At 38.9% G+C, this 663-nt stretch carries 1 protein-coding gene; it reads left to right on the forward strand.

Translation table 11 applies throughout. The features are described 5' to 3' along the window. The coding region (locus TR08_RS14090; protein WP_045519110.1) for a group II intron maturase-specific domain-containing protein at positions 1-587 on the forward strand (587 nt) is incomplete at its 5' end. Positions 588-663 lie beyond the last annotated feature (76 nt).

Below are 663 nucleotides of genomic sequence, written 5' to 3' on the forward strand. Positions count from 1 at the left end.
TTGTTATCTGCTGCAAATCACTGAAAGGTGCAGAAAGAGTACTAAGAACGGTAGTAAAGCTTTTAGAAGAAGGGTTAGGTTTGGAAATACACCCTGGTAAAACTAAGATAGTGGACAATTATGAAGAACCGTTTATCTTTTTAGGATACATTTTCAAAAAAGGATATTTTCATACACCATCAGATAAAGCAGTAAAGAAATTCAAGGAAAGTATCAAAAGGGTAACGAAAAGAAATCAAACAGTGGGTTTGGAGGAATTCGTTAAACATCGTTTGAACCCCATTATCAGAGGATGGGGAAGATACTTTGGCATTGGATTTTCAAAGAAACTGTTTCAACAACTGGATTCATGGATTCGAAGAAGGCTTAGGATGATTCAGTTAAGAAGCTGGAGAAAAATAAGAAAGCTCCACAGGGAGCTTCGAAAAAGGAATTGGGAGGGTGAACTTCCTCATCTTTCAATGACTAGATGGAGAAATTCGAAAACCCAACATGTACATTATGCGATTCCTAAAGAAAGGTTTCGTGAAATCAAACTTGTTTTTCTTTTAGACATTTACAATGAACTGCATCCCCAGCGGGGATAAACGTGGAGGAGCCGTATGCGATGACCCGCACGTACGGAACTGTGAGAGGCGCATGAATTTTTCATGCGCCTACTCT

The sequence above is a fragment of the Neobacillus niacini genome, from assembly GCF_000759675.1.
Lineage (GTDB): Bacteria > Bacillota > Bacilli > Bacillales > Cytobacillaceae > Neobacillus > Neobacillus niacini_A.